At 35.9% G+C, this 22,354-nt stretch carries 19 protein-coding genes; 11 read left to right on the top strand and 8 right to left on the bottom strand.

The genetic code is table 11. The features are described 5' to 3' along the window. Nucleotides 1-106: 106 nt before the first annotated feature. The 3 genes from CQ022_RS07575 to CQ022_RS07565 are packed head-to-tail and all read right to left on the bottom strand — an operon-like array spanning nucleotide 107 to nucleotide 3,140. Nucleotides 107-1,642, bottom strand: a complete 1,536-nt coding sequence (locus tag CQ022_RS07575; protein ID WP_105680834.1) for a peptidase M61 — start codon at nucleotides 1,640-1,642, stop codon at nucleotides 107-109. 56 nt (nucleotides 1,643-1,698) lie between these two features. Further along, complete coding sequence (locus tag CQ022_RS07570; protein ID WP_105680833.1) at nucleotides 1,699-2,391, bottom strand: AIM24 family protein; 693 nt, start codon at nucleotides 2,389-2,391, stop codon at nucleotides 1,699-1,701. Between the two features lie 35 nt (nucleotides 2,392-2,426). After that, nucleotides 2,427-3,140, bottom strand: a complete 714-nt coding sequence (locus CQ022_RS07565) for a hypothetical protein (RefSeq protein WP_123864400.1) — start codon at nucleotides 3,138-3,140, stop codon at nucleotides 2,427-2,429. 154 nt (nucleotides 3,141-3,294) lie between these two features. Between CQ022_RS07565 and queA the strand changes: the two genes are divergently transcribed. The 5 genes from queA to CQ022_RS07540 all read left to right on the top strand — a co-directional run bounded on the left by queA (nucleotide 3,295) and on the right by CQ022_RS07540 (nucleotide 8,780). After that, nucleotides 3,295-4,344: a tRNA preQ1(34) S-adenosylmethionine ribosyltransferase-isomerase QueA gene (gene queA / locus CQ022_RS07560; RefSeq protein ID WP_079242405.1), complete on the top strand. Its 1,050-nt coding sequence runs from the start codon at nucleotides 3,295-3,297 to the stop codon at nucleotides 4,342-4,344. 70 nt (nucleotides 4,345-4,414) lie between these two features. Further along, complete coding sequence (rlmN, locus tag CQ022_RS07555) at nucleotides 4,415-5,449, top strand: 23S rRNA (adenine(2503)-C(2))-methyltransferase RlmN (RefSeq protein ID WP_105680831.1); 1,035 nt, start codon at nucleotides 4,415-4,417, stop codon at nucleotides 5,447-5,449. Between the two features lie 74 nt (nucleotides 5,450-5,523). Further along, entirely contained in the window at nucleotides 5,524-6,474 is a 951-nt protein-coding gene (locus CQ022_RS07550) for a sterol desaturase family protein (RefSeq protein ID WP_105680830.1), read from the top strand. A gap of 346 nt (nucleotides 6,475-6,820) precedes the next feature. Beyond that, nucleotides 6,821-7,729, top strand: coding sequence for a hypothetical protein (locus tag CQ022_RS07545; RefSeq protein WP_105680829.1), 909 nt, complete (start codon nucleotides 6,821-6,823; stop codon nucleotides 7,727-7,729). A 73-nt stretch (nucleotides 7,730-7,802) separates the two neighbouring features. Next, nucleotides 7,803-8,780, top strand: coding sequence for a polyprenyl synthetase family protein (locus CQ022_RS07540; protein WP_105680828.1), 978 nt, complete (start codon nucleotides 7,803-7,805; stop codon nucleotides 8,778-8,780). A 1-nt stretch (nucleotide 8,781) separates the two neighbouring features. Here CQ022_RS07540 and CQ022_RS07535 read toward each other — a convergent pair whose 3' ends face one another. Beyond that, on the bottom strand, nucleotides 8,782-9,075 hold the full coding sequence (locus CQ022_RS07535; RefSeq protein ID WP_105681786.1) for a hypothetical protein: 294 nt from the start codon (nucleotides 9,073-9,075) through the stop codon (nucleotides 8,782-8,784). Nucleotides 9,076-9,213: 138 nt separating this feature from the next. On the opposite strand from CQ022_RS07535, the gene CQ022_RS07530 reads away from it, so the two are divergent. Together CQ022_RS07530 and CQ022_RS07525 are read left to right on the top strand one after the other, a co-directional pair. After that, complete coding sequence (locus CQ022_RS07530; RefSeq protein WP_105680827.1) at nucleotides 9,214-11,646, top strand: thiamine pyrophosphate-dependent enzyme; 2,433 nt, start codon at nucleotides 9,214-9,216, stop codon at nucleotides 11,644-11,646. A 112-nt stretch (nucleotides 11,647-11,758) separates the two neighbouring features. Beyond that, a complete protein-coding gene (locus CQ022_RS07525) occupies nucleotides 11,759-12,502 on the top strand; it encodes a methyltransferase domain-containing protein (protein WP_105680826.1) in 744 nt (247 codons plus the stop codon). 35 nt (nucleotides 12,503-12,537) lie between these two features. On the opposite strand, the gene CQ022_RS07520 is transcribed toward CQ022_RS07525, so the two are convergent. After that, nucleotides 12,538-12,954 (bottom strand): carboxymuconolactone decarboxylase family protein, encoded by a 417-nt coding sequence (locus CQ022_RS07520; RefSeq protein WP_105680825.1) that lies wholly within the window; start codon nucleotides 12,952-12,954, stop codon nucleotides 12,538-12,540. Between the two features lie 115 nt (nucleotides 12,955-13,069). Next, nucleotides 13,070-13,462, bottom strand: a complete 393-nt coding sequence (locus tag CQ022_RS07515; protein WP_079242396.1) for a winged helix-turn-helix transcriptional regulator — start codon at nucleotides 13,460-13,462, stop codon at nucleotides 13,070-13,072. Nucleotides 13,463-13,628: 166 nt separating this feature from the next. Between CQ022_RS07515 and CQ022_RS07510 the strand changes: the two genes are divergently transcribed. Beyond that, on the top strand, nucleotides 13,629-14,690 hold the full coding sequence (locus CQ022_RS07510) for an NADH:flavin oxidoreductase (RefSeq protein WP_105680824.1): 1,062 nt from the start codon (nucleotides 13,629-13,631) through the stop codon (nucleotides 14,688-14,690). Between the two features lie 227 nt (nucleotides 14,691-14,917). Here the strand turns inward: CQ022_RS07510 and CQ022_RS22940 are convergent, their stop codons facing one another. Next, nucleotides 14,918-15,082 (bottom strand): bacteriocin-like protein, encoded by a 165-nt coding sequence (locus CQ022_RS22940; RefSeq protein WP_165791596.1) that lies wholly within the window; start codon nucleotides 15,080-15,082, stop codon nucleotides 14,918-14,920. A 196-nt stretch (nucleotides 15,083-15,278) separates the two neighbouring features. Beyond that, complete coding sequence (locus CQ022_RS07505) at nucleotides 15,279-16,481, bottom strand: aminopeptidase C (protein WP_105680823.1); 1,203 nt, start codon at nucleotides 16,479-16,481, stop codon at nucleotides 15,279-15,281. Between the two features lie 196 nt (nucleotides 16,482-16,677). Here CQ022_RS07505 and CQ022_RS07500 point away from each other — a divergent pair, with 196 nt between their 5' ends. From CQ022_RS07500 to CQ022_RS07490, 3 genes are all read left to right on the top strand, one after another. Continuing rightward, nucleotides 16,678-17,196, top strand: a complete 519-nt coding sequence (locus CQ022_RS07500; protein ID WP_105680822.1) for an RNA polymerase sigma factor — start codon at nucleotides 16,678-16,680, stop codon at nucleotides 17,194-17,196. 12 nt (nucleotides 17,197-17,208) lie between these two features. Further along, nucleotides 17,209-19,518 (top strand): T9SS type A sorting domain-containing protein, encoded by a 2,310-nt coding sequence (locus CQ022_RS07495; protein ID WP_105680821.1) that lies wholly within the window; start codon nucleotides 17,209-17,211, stop codon nucleotides 19,516-19,518. A gap of 66 nt (nucleotides 19,519-19,584) precedes the next feature. Continuing rightward, nucleotides 19,585-22,353, top strand: coding sequence for a hypothetical protein (locus tag CQ022_RS07490; protein ID WP_105680820.1), 2,769 nt, complete (start codon nucleotides 19,585-19,587; stop codon nucleotides 22,351-22,353). The last annotated feature ends 1 nt before the right edge of the window (nucleotide 22,354 follow it).

Below are 22,354 nucleotides of genomic sequence, written 5' to 3'. Positions count from 1 at the left end.
TATTTATTGTTTGGAAAAGAATTTTAGAGTTTTTGGGATGAAAAGGTTTGAGAGTAGGAGAGTATCTTCATTTATCTTTTGCCTTTTTGCCATTTTATCTAAAAATCTATTGATTGATCCAGGCTTTTCTTAGTGCAATTTGCTTTGAATCCGGATTGGGGAAAGAGGTTACTTTTCCGGTAGCTTCATCATAATTAAAACCTGCTTTTTCCAGATATTCTTTCAATGGAATAGGTTGGGTACCTTCTACAAAATCTCTGAAGAAAGTGCGTATTTCAGGATAAGTCATTTTGGTAATCTCATCAAAAAGATGATCATCATTGAAATATTTACCTTCACCATATTTTTTCATAAGCATCTGCATCAGATCCTGGGTTCCCATTTTTCCATGAGAAAGTTCTCTTAGTCTTATATCCAGACATGCTCCGAGCAATGCTCCTTTCTGATAGAAATTCATATACTGGTCCTGTCTTTCCATTGAGTTTTTACTCATTTCCGTAAAGGACAGTTTATTGTCAAACTCCTTCATGCCCTGTATTTTTTCTTCCAAACTTTTTTCAAAATCTTCCAGGCTGATCATTTTTTGTTTGATGGGCATGTGTATGGTCGCATATTCTGTCATCCCTTCATATAGCCACAAATGTTTAGACATGACAGGGTTCAGGAAGTCATAATGCTGAATTTCCCCAGAATGAATATTGAGAGGAGTAACAATATGAAAAAATTCATGAGAGGCCACTCTGTTTAAAGCATGGGGAAGAAATTTCATACTTCCGGCACGGTACAGACACAAGGTAGAATGAGAATGTTCCAGTCCGTCTCCCAAATATCCATTTTCATTTGAAGATTCATAATAGATCAGAAAAGCGTATTTATTGACCGGTAATGTTCCACCCAGATAGGCTTGCTGATTTTTCAAAATATTCTCTATTTCACGGGCTATTATTTTTGAATAATGGCGCTCTTTATTGTTATAAAATGATACGAGTACTTCGGTATGGCCTATTTTGATCCATGTAGTATCGGGAACGCAGTATAAAACAGGAGAATCTACCAATTGGCGGTAATCTTTAGCCCAAACTATATCGGTGTTTTTATTTTTCTGTTGATAATTTAAAGCAGAAGAAGCATAAAAACCCTTGTTTTTTGTAACCTTAATCTGGTAGGGATTACCTTTCATTTCTTCAAAATATCCCACCAAAGAATTATAATTGATGACAAAGACACTGTCTTTTTTAAACATCGTGCCCGGAGACTTCGCTTCCTGATTATTCTTTTCCAAAGAATCCCATCCATCAGCTACCTGATATGATATTTTCTTTACATTCTTAAGATCATGAACCATCCAGCTGTTTTTATCCAAACGCTCGGTTAAGATTTTTTTTCCGTTTTTATCGGTGGCCGTGAAATCAGAAACATACTGTCCGAAATTCATAGCCTGATAAAACCCGGGAACCAATTTGGGAATAATAAACTTACCTTGTTTAAGATTATTCTTTGGAGGTGAAAATGAAACCCGGACTTCATCATTAGACAGGTGAAGCAGATCTATATGGTATTCGTAATTTTTCTTTGTCTTTTGGGCAATCATTATATTAGGGAATATAATCATCACGAAAAATAGCTTTATAAGAGTATTCATGAGCTGTAATTTTAATGACTACGAAAATTCTAAATCACTTCTAAGGTTTGTCTGTTTTATTTTTCCATATAATACACCTCTTCATAAGGCTGAATCAGTACCCATCCGTGTCCTGAAAATTTCATCTGGAATTCTTCTCCGCTTCCTCTGCCAATAAGACTTTTGAGAGAAACGTTGGTTTTCAGTTCCGGGCTTAGATTTCCGGACCATGCAACAGTGGCATTAGGATCAGTGAAGACTGGGGTATCAGGAGTTACCAATAAAGTCAGCGGATCTCCATGAGTGGTAATGGCAATATGACCTGTTCCTGAAAGCTTTACCTGGAAAAGTCCTCCGGACATCATTCCTGCAATACTTTTCAGCATGGTGATATCACTTTTTACGCTTTGTTCGTGGGCAAGAACGTCATTTCCATTTACACAAACTGATTCATTATTCAGATAAAGAATACGGACTTTCTTTCCGGAATCGGCTACATATAATTTTCCGGTTCCTTCTGCTTTCATGAGCTTGCTTCCTTCACCACTGATTGCTTTTTTCAAAAGATTTCCAATTCCTCCAGCTAGCATTCCTTGTCTTTCAAAATTGATATTACCCACATAACTTACCATACTTCCCTTTTTTGTCCATACCGCCTGGTTATTAAGGTTGATTTCAAGAAGATGTTTTGTTTCCAGTTCAAAATAATCTCTTTGCTGCGGATTCTCTTTTGTCTCGTTGATAAATGCTTCTATTGAATATTTACTCATTATAATATTTTTAATGTGTTGTTTTTACTGTGTTATTATTTTAGTTTGTCGAGTTTATACTCCCGTTTGTTACTTTTAGGATTCAGATCTATAAATTCATAGTCTTCAAAATTGGAGAGTCTGGCTTTGAATATCTCAGTTGCTTTTTCTAATGACCAGGTTTTAGGATAATGAAAACCTTCGAACTCAACATTGAAGATTTGTACTTTGAAATCATGGGAAAACTCCTCATCACCCGCGTAGGTCAATGCTATTTTACCTGTCCATGTGATATCATACTGATGGTCACCTGTTTTTAAGAACCGGATGTGATGACCTGCACAGCTGTCATGTCCCAGCAGATACATATTGAAGGCAAGATTGTCGTCATCAAAATGTTTTTCAGACGGCAAATCATTACTGAAAAGATCATTTTTAATAACAGTATCGAAGTCCAGTTTTTCACCGGGTTTATCAATTCTGATTCCTTTCTCTTCACCCCAATAATTTGACGATAATATGCAGGCGTGATAATTTCCCCACACTATTTTGGAGTCCCAGTCAGACAAATCTTCATTTTCTTCCTCACTGTTTTCCTCATCATCGGCATAATAATTTTCAGTTTTTAGATGAAAATCAAACCAGATAGATCCATACTCATCAATCCTTCCGCTCCAGCTGAATGTTTCAATTTTATGACCATTAGGATACGGATTATCAATGAAGTATATTTTACTTACAGATTCCATATTGAATTTAAATTTTCTCAAAAATACTATTTTTAAGCCTTAAAAACCCCCGTAAAATCACGGTTTTATATTTGATTGTAAATAATACTTGACAAAGGGGTATTCAATGTCGTATATTTGCACTCCGAAAATTACACCTTGTAATTTCAATAATTTTTAAACCGTAATTTAAAAAATGAAAACATCAGATTTTAATTTTGATCTTCCTGCGGAATTATTAGCAGAACACCCATCAGAGCACAGAGACGAAGCTAGATTAATGGTACTTGATAGAAAAACACAAACTATCGAGCACAAATTATTCAAAGATGTAGTGGATTATTTTGATGAAGAAGATTTGTTCATCTTCAACAATACTAAAGTTTTCCCTGCACGTCTTTACGGAAATAAAGAAAAAACAGGTGCTAAGATTGAAGTTTTCTTATTAAGAGAACTTGATAAAGAAACCAGAGTTTGGGACGTTTTGGTAGATCCTGCAAGAAAAATCAGAATTGGTAACAAATTATTCTTCACAGAAGATGAGTCTTTGGTAGCTGAAGTTATTGATAACACGACTTCAAGAGGAAGAACGTTAAGATTCTTATTCGACGGTTCTTACGACGAATTCAGAACGAAACTGAAAGAATTGGGAGAAACTCCGCTTCCAAAATATATCAAAAGAGCAGTAGAGCCGGAAGATGCAGAAAGATATCAGACGATCTATGCAAAAGTAGAAGGAGCGGTGGCTGCACCTACAGCGGGTCTTCACTTCTCTAAACATTTGATGAAGAGATTAGAGATTAAAGGAATTAATTTTGCTGAAGTTACCCTTCACGTAGGATTAGGAACATTCAACCCAATTGAGGTAGAAGATCTTTCTAAGCACAAAATGGAGTCTGAAGAAATCATCATTGATGAGAAAAATGCTGCGATTATCAACAAAGCAGTAGAAACTCACAGAAGAGTTTGTGCAGTAGGAACTACTACCATGAGAGCATTGGAAACTTCTGTTTCTTCAAACAAAAAAATCTCTGCTTTCAATGGATGGACTAATAAATTCATTTATCCACCTCATGATTTCGGAGTTGCTAACTCAATGATCACCAACTTCCACACACCGAAGTCTACTTTGATTATGATGATTGCTGCATTTGCAGGAAGAGATTTCATCATGCATGCTTATGAAGAAGCCGTAAAAGAAAAGTATAAATTCTATTCTTACGGTGATGCAATGTTAATTCTATAAAAAAGATAATAGGGAAAAGGTTGCAGGTAATAGTATCTGCAACCTGCCACCTAAAATCTACAACCTTACAATGAAAGATATCCGTACATTATCATTAGACCAGCTTAAAGACTACTTCGTATCTTTAGGAGAGAAACCGTTTCGTGCGAAACAGGTCTATGACTGGCTATGGAGTAAAAACCTCCATTCGATTGACGAAATGACGAATCTTTCCAAATCACTGCGTGAGAGAATTTCGGAAGAATATACCATTAACCCTGTTTCCGTAGACCTTCTTCAAAAAAGCTCTGACGGAACCATCAAAAACGGAGTGAAACTTCATGACGGGCTGATGGTGGAATCTGTTCTTATTCCTACAGAAACAAGAACAACAGCCTGTGTATCTTCTCAGGTAGGATGCTCATTAAACTGCGAATTCTGCGCTACAGCAAGACTGAAAAGGATGAGAAACCTTGAAGTAGCTGAGATTGTAGATCAGGTAGCCCTGATTGACAGCCAGAGCAGAATGTATTTCGACAGACCACTTTCCAATATCGTATTTATGGGTATGGGAGAGCCTATGATGAATTACAAAAACGTAGTGGAAGCCATCAAAAAAATTACCCAGCCGGAAGGTTTGGGAATGTCTCCAAGAAGAATTACCGTTTCTACATCCGGTATTCCTAAAATGATCAAAATGCTTGCAGATGATGAATTGCGTGTGAAGCTTGCTTTATCTCTTCACTCTGCTATTGAAGCCAAGCGTAATGAGATCATGCCTTTCTCTGATAAATTCCCGTTAACGGATATTATGGAGGCGCTTCAGTACTGGTATCAAAAGACAGGTTCTGTCATTACTTTTGAATATTGTGTCTGGAAAGGAATCAATGATGGGGATGAAGATATCAAAGCTTTAATCAAATACTGCAAACAGGTGCCTTCAAAAGTAAACCTTATTCAATACAACCCGATCGGGGACGGAAAATATGATCAGTGCAACAAACAGGCAGAGGAAAATTATATCCGACAGCTTGAAAATGCAGGGGTTACTGTGATGGTCAGAAGAAGCCGTGGAGGTGATATTGATGCGGCTTGCGGACAGTTGGCCAACAAAACAACAGATTAAAATTTCCTTAAAAAAAGCCTAAGGTTTTCTTAAAACATGGGCTAAAGCCCTACCTTTGCACAAATTATTTTGTGATGATGGATTTTCTAATGAGCGAGGATGGGCTGGAAAATGTGTATGCATGGGCTATCCCGCTGCACGCTACTGTTATTTTAGCTGAAATGATTTACAGTCATGTTTCAGAAGCTAAGCTCTATAGTGGAAAAGATCTGGCTACCAATGTTTATCTGGCATTGATGAATTTTGGTCTTGACCTTATCATGAAAGCATTTGCCATGGGCGTAATGTTTTTCTTTTACAATCACAGACTTTTTTCATGGGATCTTAGTGTATGGTATCTGCTGGCATGCTTTATCATTACAGATTTTGCCTATTATGTGCTGCATTATGTGGATCACCGTTCCAGAGCATTCTGGGCAGTGCATATCACGCACCACAGTTCAGAATATTTCAATCTTACCACAGGATTCAGAAGCCCTGTACTACAGCCGCTTTACAGATATTTGTATTTTTCACCACTCGCTTTTTTAGGATTTAATCCATGGCATATTATGGTGGCATACGCTATCGGGCAGGTGTATGGGACATGGGTGCATACGCAGACCGTGAAGAAAATGGGATTTTTAGAATATATCCTGGTGACTCCTTCTCACCATCGTGTACATCATGCATGCAATGTAAAATACCTGGATAAAAATATGGGGATGTGTCTGATTATTTGGGATAAAATTTTCGGAACCTTTCAGAAAGAAGATCCCAATATTCCTGTAAAATACGGAATCTATCCTAAAATGCCTGATAACAGACCGGATACAGTTCTTTTTTATGAATGGAGAAAAATCTGGAAAGATCTGAAACAGCCGGGATTAAAATTCACAGACAGAATTAATTATATTTTCAATTCACCGGGATGGAGACATGACGGGACCGGAAAAACAGTAAAGCAATACCAGAAAGAGTATTTTGCAAAACAGGCTAAAAAGAAAGAACAACAGCTAAATCAGAAAGAGCAGAAATCTGCTTAACTTTTGATTTAAAATCAATAGAAATCTAAGGGAAAAGCGGGCTATTTTAGTCCGCTTTTCTATTTTAAGAAGTTAGAAAAAGTAAAACGGACAATAAGCAAAACAATAAATCTCTTCAAAAATCCAGAATTTTTCCATTCACTACATACAATATTTAGATTCCTACGGAATGACAAACATGACGCTTAATTTATCCATACACTATGTCATTCCATAGGAATCTACTCGCTCCCCTCAAACCCGAATCCCGAAACTTGAATCTCATCTCTCACTCAAGCTCTCCAACTCTCCAACTCAATACCCGCACCCCGCATCTCACCCAGAATAAAAATCCTATTTTTGTCCTATGAAAAAACTTCTTCTGATTGTTGCTCTTTTTGTCTTCCAGTCTGCATTTTCTCAGCAGACCGATTTTCTGAAAATTAAAAAATACAGAGTAGGTTATCTTGATGATAAAATTGAGGAAACCTCAGGACTGAATATTTTAAATGGAAAGCTGTACACATTCAATGACAGTGGAAATGCTGCTGAACTTTTTGAAATTGATAAAAAGAGTGGCGAAATTATCAGAACGCTGAAAACCAATGTAATCAATACGGACTGGGAGGCTTTGGCCAATGATGGGGAAAATTTTTATATCGGAGATTTCGGAAATAATGCAGGAACAAGGAAAGATCTGATGATCTATAAAGTTCCTTACGGACGTATTGATACAGCTAATACCATGAAAATTCCCGGTTCAGAAAGAGCTTTGGATGGAACAAGAATTCTTTTTTATTATCCGGAACAGACTGATTTTACCTCTAAAAACACAAAAAATGACTTCGATGCAGAAGCCATGATCTACTTGAATGGAAAGCTGCATATATTTACCAAAGAATGGGCTTCAAAAGCAACCTCACACTATATCGTAGATCCTGAAATTTCAGAACTGCAAAAGGCAGAAAAAATAGAAGCCTATACAACAGGTTTTGTAGTTACAGATGCCTCTTATTTTGATAAAAAGCTTTATTTAATAGGATATACCAAGAAAACAGAAGTCTTTTTAGACATCTTTACAGAGACAGAGCCCGGAATATTTTTTAAAGAAAAACCCAAACATTATTACCTTGGAACGGCACTTTCCCTTGCACAGATTGAAGGAATAAGTGTAGATGAAACGGGCATGTATATCTCCGGAGAAAAGTTCAGATCTCCGTTAGGAACTACAAAACCCTCTTTTTATTTTATTCCGAAAGATCAACTCAAAGATTAATTTTATCTTAAAATTGAGCGAAAAAAATTATCTTTGTGAGAATTAATAATTATTCACCCAGCATTCGCAGATTGTGGCAAATACCGTAGAAGAGATTAAACGACCGATCAATGATGAAATGAAACTTTTTGAACAGAAGTTTTATGAATCAATGCAGAGTAAAGTAGCTTTATTAGATAAAGTAACCCGTTTTATTGTTACCACCAAAGGAAAGCAGATGCGTCCTATGTTTGTGTTTCTTTGTGCCAAACTGGTGGGTGAAGTGACGGAAAAAACCTATCGTGGTGCTTCTATGATTGAGCTGATCCACACCGCTACTTTGGTACATGATGATGTGGTGGATGAAAGTTTTAAACGTCGTAATTTCTTTTCAATCAATGCACTTTGGAAGAATAAAATTGCGGTTTTGGTAGGGGATTATCTTTTGTCAAAATCAGTTTTACTCTCCACAGATCACAAAGATTATGACCTGCTTGGGGTAATTTCCAGAACGATCCGTGAAATGTCCGAAGGGGAACTTCTTCAGCTGGAAAAAGCCAGAAAACTGGATATCACTGAAGAGGTGTATTATGAAATTATCCGTCAGAAAACAGCGACTCTGATTGCAGCATGCTGTGAAATAGGTGTTCTTTCCAACAATGCAGATGAGGCTCTTGCCAAAAAAATGATGGATTTTGGAACCTTTACCGGGATGGCATTTCAGATCAAAGATGATCTTTTTGATTATTTAAGTTCAAACGTGATTGGTAAGCCGGTAGGAATTGATATTAAAGAACAGAAAATGACTCTTCCTTTAATTCATACTCTGAAGGCAGCCAGCGAAAAGGATAGAAAGTACTATTTCGATACCATAAAACGTTATAATAACAATCCCAAACGTGTAAAAGAGCTTATAGAATTTGTGAAAAGCTCCGGTGGATTGGAATATGCCATTACGGTCATGAAAGATTTCCAGCAGAAAGCGAAAAACATTCTGAATGAATTTCCGGATTCTGAAGCAAGAAAGTCGTTACATATTATGCTGGATTATGTAATTGAGCGAAAATTTTAAATTAAATAATTTTTAGGGTTACAATAATAACAGCTAGAACTATACAAAATAAAGCGATTAAAAATAAATAATCCGCAATATTCTCAAACGTGTATTCCCGCTTTGTATTTCTTGTTCTGATCGCCAGAAAAGAAAAGAAGCAGCTGCAGGCAAAAAGAATACAGGCAAATCCTGCAAATTCATCCAAATACGTACTCTGACTGATCTTAGAGATTTTCAATGAGGTAATAATAATCAATGAAAACCCTAAAAGATTGCTGGAAGCATTCAAAATGTGAGGTGACTTTTTTTCCATCATTTACAATTTTTTTCAAAATAAAGCACAATTTTTTTTATTATCAAATTTTTAAAAAAGATTATTAAAAATTAAAATTAATTTAAAAAGTGTATATTAGCAAAATACTTGAAGATTAAAAAACTTTTTTACTTAGCTATGCAAACAACCTATATTGAAACACAGCAAATATCCTTTCAAGATTTTAAAAATCAAATACTTGAAGACTACAGGTTAGGAAGGATCTCTCGTGAAATGTCTTATCTCGGAAGGAGAGAAGTTCTTACGGGAAAAGCTAAATTTGGAATTTTTGGGGATGGAAAAGAACTTCCTCAGCTTGCAATGGCGAAAGTTTTCAGAAATGGAGACTTCCGTTCAGGATATTACAGGGATCAGACTTTTGCATTGGCAATAGATGCCTTAACAGTAGAAAGTTTCTTTGCACAGATGTATGCAGATACAAGCGTGGAAAGAGAACCTGCTTCAGCTGGAAGACAGATGAACGGGCATTTTGCAACAAGAAGTTTAAATGAAGATGGTAGCTGGAAAGATTTAACAGCTCAGAAAAATATTTCTTCCGATATTTCTCCTACAGCCGGACAAATGCCAAGATTATTGGGATTGGCTCAGGCTTCTACAATTTATAAGAGCGTAAAATTTGAAGGTTCTGAAAAATTCTCAAGAGAAGGTAACGAAATTGCTTTCGGAACTATTGGGGATGCCTCTACAGCAGAAGGACACTTCTGGGAAACGCTGAACGCGGCATGTGCTCTTCAGGTTCCTATGATTGTTTCAATCTGGGATGACGGATACGGAATTTCGGTGCCTACTAAAAACCAGAGAGCAAAAGCTGATATCAGTGAAATGCTAAGTGGTTTCCAAAGAAAAGAAGGCGAAAATCAGGGATGTGAGATTATCCAGGTGAAAGCATGGGATTATCCTGCATTATTAGATGCTTATGCTAAGGCAGAACATTTCGCAAGAACAGAAAGTGTACCGGTAGTAGTGCATGTGATTGATGTTACGCAGCCTCAGGGACACTCTACATCCGGATCTCACGAAAGATATAAAAACGAAGAGCGTCTGGCTTGGGAAGCTGAATATGACGGTCTGGCAAAATTCAAAGAATGGATTCTGAACTATTCTATCGATATTGATGGAAAAGAAGAGGTGATTGCTACAGCTGAAGAATTAGAGGCTATTGATGATGAAGCGAAGAAAGCAGCAAAAACAGGACAGAAGGCAGCTTGGGAAAACTATCAGAAGGCGATTTCTGAACTTATCCAGTCTATCTTACCTTTAGTAGAAAACCTTAAAGGTCAGAATGCTGAAGTGGAAACATATATTGCTAACTTCAATAAGTTGGTTTCAAAAGCTAAGAAAGATATCTTCCATTTGGTAAGAAAAGCATTACTGGCAACAAGAGGGACAGACTCTGCAGAAAGAAATCAACTGATGCAGAAATACAATGAAGTAGCTGCTGTTGAAAAGGACAACTATTCTTCTCACTTATACTCTCAGTCTGAGTGGAAAGCAGAAAATATTCAGGAAATTAAGCCTGTATATTCTGACAGTTCTGAAGATGTAGACGGTAGAGTCGTAATCAGAAACAACTTTGATAAAATATTTGAAAAATATCCTGAAACTTTAATTTTTGGAGAAGATACCGGAAATATCGGTGACGTAAACCAGGGATTGGAAGGAATGCAGGAGAAATACGGTGCTTTACGTATCGCTGATACAGGAATCCGTGAAGCAACGATTCTTGGACAGGGGATTGGTATGGCGATGAGAGGATTGAGACCTATCGCAGAAATCCAGTACTTAGACTATGTTCTTTACTGTCTGCAGGGAATGAGTGATGATCTTGCTACCGTACATTACAGAACAAAAGGAGGTCAGAAAGCTCCATTGATCATCAGAACAAGAGGTCACAGACTGGAAGGAATCTGGCATTCAGGTTCTCCAATGGCGGGTATTCTTAACCTTTCAAAAGGTATTTTAGTTCTTGTACCTAGAAACCTTACTAAAGCTGCCGGATTCTACAATACAATGCTTCAGACGGACGAACCTGCAATTATAGTAGAATGTCTGAACGGATACAGGTTAAAAGAAAAACAGCCTGATAACTTAGGTGATTTCACTGTGCCTGTAGGGAAAATTGAAGTAACTAAAGAAGGAAAAGACGTTACGTTGGTAACGTACGGTTCTACATGGAGAATTGTAACTGAAGCAGCTAACGAATTGGAAAAATTAGGAATTTCTGCAGAAGTAATTGATATCCAGTCATTAATTCCTTTCGATTTATCTCACGAAATTGCTGAAAGTGTTAAGAAAACCAACAGATTAGTAGTGATTGACGAAGATGTGGAAGGAGGAACTACAGGATTTATCTTACAGCAGATCCTTGAAAAACAAAAAGCATTCAGATACCTGGATTCAGATCCGTTGACGATCTCTGCCAATGATCACAGACCTGCCTATGCAAGTGATGGTGATTATTTCAGCAAGCCGTCTACAGACGATATGGTAGAGAAAATCTACGCTATGTTTAATGAAACAAATCCTCAGAAATATCCTGCGATATTCTAATCGGGATTTTAGATACATTTAAAAACCGCTTCCTTTTGGAAGCGGTTTTAGTTTATGATGTAAGCACAAAAATTTGTAGATTTGATAGGAGAATGTCTTTTTAAACTTTTACATGAAAATAACTCAACTCGTTATCCTGTTCAATTATAAGAAAATAGTACTTGGAATTTTAATCTCATTATTTCTTTTTATATTGTCTTTTCAGATTAATTCATCCTTATGGATCATATTATTAAGAAGTTTTGGAATTCTTATTGTTTTAAACATATTAGCTTCAATTGCTGCATCTTATATTCTTTATGATAATTCTGATCTATATGAATTGAAGGGATTAAATGAGTTTCTGGATTGGGGAAAAATTGAAAATGCAGTTGTAATTCATGCAAGCTTTGATCCTTTATCAAGAAAACTGGAAGAGAAATATGATCATATAAAATTCACTGTTTGTGATATTTATGGAAACAGACATGAACATGAAAATGGAATTGAAGTTTCAAAGAAAATGTTTCCTCCTAATCCTAAAGAAATAAGAATTTCCCCTGATATTTTACCTTTTGAAAACGAATCACAAGACATTATTCTGGCAGTCACAGCACTTCATGAGATTCTCGATCATCAGAAAAGAGTTTTGTTTTTCAAAGAAGCGAAAAGAATACTGAAAAAAGGAGGCTTGATTATCATATCTGAACAGTTTAGAGACATGACGAACTTTATTTGCTTTAATATCGGAGCATTCCATTTTTTAAGTCAAAAGCAATGGGAGGAAGCAATCTCTGCAGCAAAATTGAAAATAACAGAGAATAAAAAAATCACTCCATTTGCCAATATGTTAATGGTAAAAAAGAGTGAGAATTAGTATTTTGTATAGTTATCTGATTTCAGATTTTATATTTATTCCTTCTCAGCCAAAGTAATCCTTAGTGTATTCAAAGTATTCATCAGCGTTATACTTGCTGTCAATTCTACAATTTCTCTTTCCGTGAATTGCTCAGTCAGTTTTGCTTTGATATCTTGCCAGCCATCTTTACTGTCAATGACAGCTTCTGCCCATTCTAAAACAAGCTTTTGCTGATCATTAAAGGCATTCGTGTGTTTCCAGCCCGGGAGCCTGTTAATGGTATCTTGCTCAAAGCCAAAATCAGATAATTCTTTAGCATGATAACTGCAGCAATAGGCACAGCCATTGATTTGTGAGACACGAAGTTCTACCAAAGCGATCAGTTTTTTATCAATACCGGATTTTCGGATGCTGCTGTGGGCTTTGTATAGATTTCCAATGGTTTCTTTTGCAATTTCTTTGTAATTCATAGTGAAATATTTTCTGCAAATTTGCATCAGAAATGGCTTTGAACCTATATGCTTACCTTTTCGTTATATACTTACCTTTTTGAAAGTGAGTATAAGGATAAATGCAAAAAAGCTATCAAACATTGACAGCCTTTTTATTTTTTATATCTTCATTCAAAAAAGAACAATCTTTATCTTCATGCTGTCCTTTCACCTGATATTTAGCTTCCCACTCTTCCAGTAAATATAGGATAGGTAATAAAGCCAATCCCTTTTCTGTAAGAGAATATTCCACTCTTGGAGGAAGTTCTTTAAACTCTTCACGGATAACCAGTCCATCCGTTTCCATCTCCCTCAATTGATCAGTCAATACCTTTCTGGAAATGACATTAATTCGTACTGCCAGTTCTCCAAAACGTAACTTCCTGTCTTTAATAACAAGAACAATAATCGGCTTCCATTTGCTTCCCAAAGCGGCCATTGCCTTGCCCAGAGGGCAGCTGTATTGCATTAATTCATTCTTTTTCATAAGGAGATTTTTATTTTAAACAGCATATAAAACCAAAGTTTCATACGTTACTTTAATGTTACTAATGTAAGTTACTGCGAAGTTACCACTATTTTTTTAATGAAAGATACAAAAGTGAACTATTATTAGTTACTTTGTGTAACAATTATAAAATATAAATTTAAATATGAGCACATCATCATTATTTAAACCGTTTCAATACAAGAATCTACAGCTTAAAAATAGAATAGTAATGGCTCCTATGACCAGAGCACAATCTGATAATGGAGTTCCCACTCAGAATATTGCAGACTATTACGGAAGGAGAGCTGCTTCAGAAGTAGGATTAATTCTTTCTGAAGGAACTGTAATCAACAGACCTGGATCAAAAAACCTACAGAATATCCCGGATTTCTATGGAACAGAAGCTTTAAACGGCTGGAAAAATGTAATCGATACTGTACATCAGAATGGAGGTAAAATGGGGCCTCAGATCTGGCATGTAGGAGATACAAGAATGTCGGAAGACTATCCGTTAGTTCAAATGGAAAAGGCTTCAACAATGACGATTGAAGATATTCAGGATACCATTGCACAGTTTGCAGCTTCTGCAAAATCAGCAAAAGATCTTGGTTTCGATTGTATTGAAATTCATGGAGCACATGGTTATCTTATCGATCAGTTTTTCTGGGAAGTAAGCAATACCAGAACAGATGAGTATGGTGGTAAAACACTAAAAGAGAGAAGCCGATTTGCTGTAGAAGTTGTAAAAGCTATCAGAGCAGCAGTAGGAGAGGATTTTACCATTATTATCCGTCTTTCACAATGGAAACAGCAGGATTATAAAACCAGACTGGCATTTACTCCTAATGAAATGGAAGACTGGTTATTACCATTAAAAGAAGCTGGTGTAGATATTTTCCACTGTTCACAGCGTCGTTTTTGGGAACCGGAATTTGAAGGTTCTGATTTAAACTTTGCAGGATGGGCTAAAAAAATTACCGGACAGCCAACTATTACAGTAGGTTCTGTAGGCTTGAACGGAGATTTCCTTAATGCATTTGCTGGCGAGGGAACAGAAAAAACAGATCTTACAGAACTGATCAGAAGACTTGATAATGAAGAATTTGATCTTGTTGCAGTAGGAAGAGCCATTTTACAGGATCACCAATGGGTACAGAAGATCAAAGAAGGGAACACTGAAGCTCTTCTGGATTTCTCAGCAGAAAGTATGGGCGTTTTATTTTAATATCAATAAGGAATGGTGAATTCGCTTCGCGGTCAATTTTTTAACAGCATAATTTATTTACTTGTGAAGCTGAATTGACAATTCTGTCTGGTATTAAATCAGCATAATTCACTTTATTTTATATTTAATTTTCACCTATTTATTAAAGAACCCGATTTCAGAATTTCTGAAATCGGGTTTTTATTTGTTTTTTTATAAAACAGCTTCTAAAAGCTTTGATGGGTGTTTTATAAGAGTCTACATCCTGTTGATGCAGCTTCACACGTCCAATAAGCAGGATAGCCATCTTCAGCTTTGTGACGGCATGCAATAAGTCCGGCTTCACACTGTGGAGCATTCCCACCATTGATGTTCTTTAATGTCGATTTTGTTAATCTCTTTAGATTTTTCATATTGATTAGTTTGTTGATTTATACAAATATAATATTTTTTGAAAATTAAATAATACTTTGCACTAAAATGTGAAATAAATTATTTATAAGAAAGTATTTGGAAAAACAAACCCGCTCCGGAATTTCCGGAAGCGGGTTTTAACAGATTTAAATATCTAAAACTGCCGTTTAAAAATGGCAGAAATGATTTCTTTTCTTACAAACCAATATTCTTCGTTGGTTTCAGTTGCTTTAAAATGTTTTTTGGGATGGCATTTTTGTGAACAAGAATTGCTGTTGATTTATATTCAACATAAGGTCTTGTTACATAAAGATATCCGGCAAAATCATTGGTTACACCCCATGAGTTTTTCACCATATAATATTCTTTCCCCGTCTGGTCTTTTGCCAAACCTACAATGTGCATACCATGGTCATCCGTTGTAGAAAGATTGTTAAGGGCTTTCTGACGCATGTCTTCAGTGATGGTTTTATCTTTTTTAGGCTCTGTGAACAAAGTCTGCTTATTCTCTGCAGTGATCTGATCAAGATCCATGTCCGGAACGTAAGCTACCCCGTTTTTGTAAGAGAAATAAGGCTCGGAAACGTCAGTTGCCCAACCTACAGAATATCCTTTAGTTACTGCATTGTCAATGATCGCTGTAAGATCTTTCATCGGAATATTCCAGTCAGAATCATGGCTCCAGTTATCAGGAATTGGAACTACAAATTTCTCATAATATGCATAATCTTTGTAAGAAGATAATTCTACATAATCTTCAGGGTTGATTCCTACGACTTCCTTAGCAAATGTTTTAGGAGTATAGTTTTTCCCTTCATACGTAAAGTTAGCAGGTACTTTTCCTAAATATTCATCAAGAATTGCATCTACAGAATCCATCCAGTTATCGGTCAGTTTCCCTTTTGAAGAAGCTTGAACAAGGCTGTCAAGAACCGGCTTCAGTTTCCCTTGCATTTCCTTGAAGTTGTTGGTAGTCTGTCCCGATTTTAATCCTGTATATGCATCCTGAGGAACTGCTCCGTACTTCTTGTACATGTTAATGACATCGTGAAGCTCTCCTCCGTCACCCCAGCTGATGGCTCCATTATTTAAAACATATAATTTTGCTTTATCATGGTAAGAATTTCTTGCGGTAAAGATTTCGGCAAGATCTACAGGTTTTTTGCCCATTCTCTGCATTTCAGATTCAAGGAAAGAATTTCCGGAGTAGCTCCAGCAAGTTCCTGATGAACCCTGGTTTTTTACAGAAGTCGCGCCAACGTCTTTTAACGTTGTGAACTGAAAATTAGCATTTTGCGATTGGTTGTTTTTTAACTTGTTGATCAAGTCATCTTGGGCAAACATCATACTTCCTGCAGACAAAACAAAAAGTAATGATGCAATTTTGGCATTTTTCATTACTATAAAAAGATTATTTGTATTAATAGTCGTTGATAATAGAGATTTGTTACAGATGGAAAAGTTAAATTTGAAATGAAAAAAATATCAAATGGCTGATCGGAAAATTTGCTTTTTCGATATTTTAATAAAAAAATTGACCATGTTTCCAACCCCTACAAAAGTTTATGCATCTATAATAGTATAACTCCTGACTATGGAACAAGAATTATTATTGGAATGCCAGCGTAGCGACCGCAATGCCCAGCGGAAGGTCTACGAGAAAATGGCGGGCAGGCTTTACGCAGTCTGCAGACGCTATTTGAAAAACGATGAAGATATAGAAGAAGTATTGGCTGATACGTTCTATAAAATTTTCACGAAAATTACTCAGCTTCAGAACCCCGAAACCTTTGAAGCATGGGCAAGAAAAATAACAGTAAACGAATGCCTGCAGAAATTAAGAACCAATAAAGGACTCTTTATTTCCCTGGAAGAAAACTTTATTGATCATTCCGAAGGAACTACAGAAAACCTTTCTCTGGAAAAAGATATTCTCAGTTTACTGAATTTTCTCCCGGAAGGCTGCAGAGCCATCTTTAATCTTTTCGCTATTGAAGGATATCCTCATAAGGAAATTGCAACGATGCTTTCCATCAGCGAGGGTACATCAAAATCCCAGCTCAATTTTGCACGAAAAAAGCTGCAGGAACTTTTAGTGAATCAAAACATTTAAGCTTTTACAACAATGGAAAATAATCATATAGATCAACAATTCAATGAAGCTTCTAAGCTTTCTGAAGAACCAACCGTTTTTCCTGGTTTTGAAAAAGTCTGGGATAAGATTGAAGAAAAATTAGATAAAAAAGAAGAGAAAAAGAGAATGATTCCTCTTTGGCTGCCGTATGGTATTGCTGCCAGTCTGGTGATTGGTTTAGGTGCCCTTTATTTTATGAATAAAAAAGAAACTGCAGAACCTTTAAAACCTGTAATTGTAGAAAATACAACTTCAAGAGGTCCAATTACCCAAACGGATATTGCAAAAATAGATCGGACAATAAAGGATAACATCAGAAAAGAAGAGTTGTCTTTACCAAGTCCTATTGCTCACCAGTCTACACCTGTTAAACCTGTAGATCCCTATATATTACGAGCTACTCATGGTATATCACAAGTAGAAGTTCCTGGTAAAATAGAAACATCCTTACCCAAAATATACAAGGACACCTTGAAAACAAAACAGATTGAAGAAATTGTTGTAACCGCATATGGGATTAAAAAGAGTTATAAATCTGTTACCGCTTCCTCAACAGTTATGATTGCTTCTACAGACAAAACTCCTGTGCATGCTCCGGCTACCGTTTCTTCACTAGCTGGAAGAGTTGCCGGGTTAGAAGTGTCAACCGGAATTAAAAAGCGTGATGAAATATTAATCAGGGGAGCAAAAAGTATAGATGAAAAATCTGTAACCCCGTTGTATATTATTGACGGAATTGTAATGGATAGAGCGTCTGAATTTTTAAATACTCTGGATCCTAAAAAAATAAAAGAATTAAAAGTACTGAAAGGGCTGGAAGCTACGGCTCTGTATGGAAGTAAAGCTAGTAACGGAGTTGTTGTGATCACAACAAAAGGACTATCTAAAGCAGAAATAGAAAAACTCAAAAAAGTTTCTTCAGACAGTGCGGAGAAAAAAGTAAAAGAACCTGAAGAGCCCGAAAAAATACTCCCAAAAGCTGGTCAGCTGACAGCAGGAGAAGTTAATGATTTTTCTAAATGGGATTATTGGAAAGATATTGCAATGCCTACTCTTGATCAGTATAAAAATACATGGAAGTTCTTTCCCGATAAAAGAGTTTCAGTCCAGTTGGTCAATAAAGACAGGAAACCGGTAATAGGAGAAAAAGTAAAACTATTGGATGATAAGAAAAACATTATCTGGGAAGCCGTTTCAGATAATCTGGGCAATGTGGAATTATGGATATCACCAATGACAAATGAAAACTCGGATTCAGAGAAATATTATTTGTCGGATCATACCGGGCAGGTAATCAGTAGTAATCTCAGAACTTTTAAAAATGGACAAAACCTCATCATTCTGGATCAGCCTTGCCAGCAGAAACGTATTTTGGATCTTGCTTTCGTAGTGGATGCTACAGGTTCTATGGGGGATGAAATTTCTTATCTTCAGTCTGAACTTTTGGATGTGCTGAAAAAGATTGAAGGAAAGCTTAAAAATACAACTGTAAGGTATGGATCCGTTTTCTACAGAGATAATGGAGATGAATATGTAACCCGGAAATTTGATTTTTCAGATAAGGCAGAAGATTTGGTAAGTTTTATCAAAAAACAGAACGCTGGTGGAGGAGGAGATACGCCGGAAGCAGTTGTGGAAGCTTTGAATGTCTCTGTTGACGAGTTGAAATGGAGTAATGAAAATTCAACCAAAATTATGTTTTTAATTCTGGATGCGCCACCACATCATTCAGAACAGAATATAAAGGAACTTTATAGTAAAATAAAGGTTGCAGCAAAAAAAGGTATTACAATTATTCCACTGGCTGCTAGTGATACAGATAAACAAACGGAATACCTGATGCGGACATTTGCTTTACTTACAAATGGTACCTATACATTCCTTACAGATGACAGTGGAATAGGAAACAGCCATATAAAACCTACTATTGATTCTTATGAAGTTGAAAAACTGAATGATTTATTATTAAGATTAATCCTTCAAAGAGCCGTTTTGCCAGAATGCAGCAAAGGAATTTCAAATGATAATATCAATAAAAAAATGCAGACAGAAATTGACAGTCAGACGGATAGTAAAACTGTTATATTTCCAAATCCTACAAAAGGTTTATTACAGATAAAGACGAGAAAAGAAATTAATGAATTATTTCTTTATGATCTTGCGGGGAAAATTATTATGAGAAAAGAAAAATTGCTGGAAGGGAAAAATACAATTGATTTAACTTCTTATCCTCAAGGAATTTATCTTGTACGTATTCATACCAATGACCAATGGGAAACGTTTAAGGTCATTAAAAATTAACTGTCAGGAAAAAAGAAATTTCCCCGGAAATTTCTTTTTTTATACTTTTATACATACTAATTACCGATGAAAAAGAATTATTTGCTGTTATTGCCGTTTACCATTAGCTTATTACAGGCACAAAACTCACAATTGTATTATTCCGGAAAATTTTTAACATCTAAAGATAAAGTACAGAACTTTTTAAAGATTCATAATAAAAACAGTGGCATTTATGAACTGACTGATGAGGAAGGATTTGCAATCATTGCTGCTAAACCTTATGATACTTTAGTGTGGAATCAGGGTAAAAACATTCACGTTATTTCTACCTATGAACTCAGAGAATTAAGAGCTATTCTGGAAAGTCAGACAGAAAAGAAAAATGTAGAAAATATTTACAGCAAAGCCTATGATACTTTGGTTTCAAAGGAAATTAAAGATGATTTTAGTATTGAAAAAACAAAGGCTCGATTAAGTAAAAAATCACACTCTTATTTTAATCTGATAAGAAAATTGAAGCAAAAGAATGACAGTGTTTATATTGTTAAAAGGCTAGATAATAGAATGTTAATGTTTAATGGGAGCTTTACGACCTCTTTTGATATTAAAAACAGAAATGCGGTTCCGCTAACACAGAGCAGATATGTTCAGGGAAGATCAGAAAATGGAAACCTTGTCTGGAAGGGACCTGAAACCCATGAGATGTTCAGTTTCGGACCCGATATTTCTACATTGGGATTTAATGGATTGCCTTATGAATATGATCAGAACGGAAAATTAATCCCCTGGGTTGATGGTCTTCAGCATGCACGGAAATATAATAACGACATTTTTAAAACTACAGTAGGATACAACAATCAGTTGAACGTAAATGCTTTTATACAAGAAGGGAACAACGAAAAAATCCGGCTTTCCCTGAATCTGGGGCAGCAGAAAAATCAAATGTATTTTATTGATCAGTTTGATATCGCGAATAGCTTTAAAGCAAAACTGAATACAGAATTAGGAGGATATACGATCAATCTTGCTTTTAATTATGAAGAAGATAAAGCAACCAATACCAATAGAATTGGGCTGTTCAATAAGGCTTATCAGAATTCACTGCTAACACCGGTTTCCTTTTCCAATGAACAGAATACTTTTCTGAACAATGGCTCTCAGAGAAGCTACAGCCAATATGCAGACAACCCTTCATTTCTTTTTGAGCAGGACAGCAAATACCGTTATCAGAACCGTGAAAGATGGTTTAGTCTTAATGTAATAAAAAACTGGGATCATTTCAAAGTGAATATCAGCCAGTCCTACGAAAAAAATACCATCTGGAATCTTGATCAGTACAAACCTTCTGCGTATGGTTTTAGCAATGGAGTATTGAATGAAAGAACTCAGAACAGCAGTGCGTACCATTCCAATATATTAGGTTCCTATACATTGGGAGATTATGATTTTAAAAATATTTTCAGCCTGAATTTTATTTTAAATGATAGAAAATCTGATATTTATAACAGTTTTATCAATCAGCGATCTCTCTATCAGAGAACTTCACAGGATCATATTTTTAATTATAATATGGAGATTCGCGATTATGATTTTGAAGCAGGTTTTAATCTTGGGAATGCATTTTATATTTCCAATACCTCCCTTAAAAATAATTATTGGCTGCCAAAAGCGAATTTCTATTTAAAATTTAATGATATTTTCGATTGGTATAATTATAATTTTAAGTTACTTGGAAGTTATACTCAATTAAGCTCAGAACCGGAAATAACAAGATCTTACGCATCTTATGCCACAACTTTGCTGAATGCAGAAAACTATAATCAATACTTCCCGGTACAGGAAGTGGAAAGTTTCAAAGGATTATCCAACATCAATTCCAAAGAATGGAAAGTAGGAGCCAACCTGAACATTGGTTATCATATAAGTTTGGATGGAGAATATTTCAACAGAAAAAATACAGACGATCTGTTTCCTGTTTTTGAAAATAATCAGTTGAAGCTAAAAAATATTGCAGACCATACGTACAGCGGATATGAATTCAATTTTGCCTACAACCGATTGCGTCTTGGCTATCATATTTATACCAACCATAAAGTTTCATTTTTCAAATATAAAGACATTGTAGACCGCATTGCTCCCGGATATCAGAATCTGGCTGTTTCAGGATTTAAAGACATTTATAAGACATTGTCAGAAGGCCAGACTTTGGGTGCAGTGATGGGAAGTTATTTTGAGAGAAATGCAGCTGGACAACTGATTATTGATGAGTTTGGATTCCCCAAAAAAGCCAATGGAATGAAAATTATTGCAGATCCTACACCGGATTTTGTAATGAAATTCAATCATAGTTTTACCTATAAAAATCTATCCTTAGATATCAATTGGGAGTGGAAAAAAGGCGGTCAGCTCTGGAACGGAACACAGGCTGTTCTTGATTATTATGGACGTTCTTCCGATTCCGGAGACCAAAGAAATGTTAAAAATTATGTTTTCCAGGGTGTAGATGCCAATGGAAGTATCAACCAGATTCCTGTTGATTTCTATGATCCCAGCCGGAATGTTCATGAAAACAGATGGTCGAGATATGGCTATCTGGGAGTAGCGGAAAACTATATTCAAAAGGCAGACTACATAAGAATCAACAATATTTCCCTGTCTTCCAATTTTCCGATTAACTATGGAAATCAGAATCTTAAGCTGACTTTTTACGTGAATAATCTAATGCTTTGGCAAGCCAATAAAGGCGCAGATCCTAATCAGAATTTTTATGATATGGATAATGGGAGAGGATTGGATTTTTTCAACCTTCCGTCATTTAAAACATTTGGATGTATTGTTTCACTCAAATTTTAAC

Source organism: Chryseobacterium culicis (genome assembly GCF_002979755.1).
Taxonomy (GTDB): domain Bacteria; phylum Bacteroidota; class Bacteroidia; order Flavobacteriales; family Weeksellaceae; genus Chryseobacterium; species Chryseobacterium culicis_A.
Note: the sequence above shows the minus strand (reverse complement) of the source record. Positions and strands in the feature narration are given on the sequence as shown.